Annotated in this window: 1 protein-coding gene; it reads left to right on the forward strand. The window is 53.9% G+C overall.

Annotated elements, in window-relative coordinates; all coding sequences use genetic code 11:
* Window positions 1–37 precede the first annotated feature (37 nt).
* Window positions 38–258 (forward strand): helicase HerA-like domain-containing protein (locus tag NXS07_RS21315; RefSeq protein ID WP_258087677.1); only part of this gene is annotated, 221 nt, incomplete at its 3' end.

A 258-nucleotide genomic window follows, 5' to 3' on the forward strand; every position in this document is an offset into this window, starting at 1 on the left:
CGATCAAGGACACCCAGTCCGCACGACGGTTTCGGAAATGGGTCCACTTTTGCTCGCCAGACTCATGGAACTTAGCGAGGCTCAAGAAGGTGTTCTCAACATCGCGTTACGTCTTGCAGATGAAAAAGGCCTGCCGCTGCTAGACCTGAAAGATTTACAGTCTTTACTTGTCTGGCTCGGGGAGAACCGCGGGGAAATCGCACTGCGTTATGGAAATGTGTCGGTCAACTCGATCGGCGCAATCCAGCGGCGGCTTCT

This window comes from Xenorhabdus bovienii (assembly GCF_024721015.1).
GTDB lineage: Bacteria > Pseudomonadota > Gammaproteobacteria > Enterobacterales > Enterobacteriaceae > Xenorhabdus > Xenorhabdus bovienii.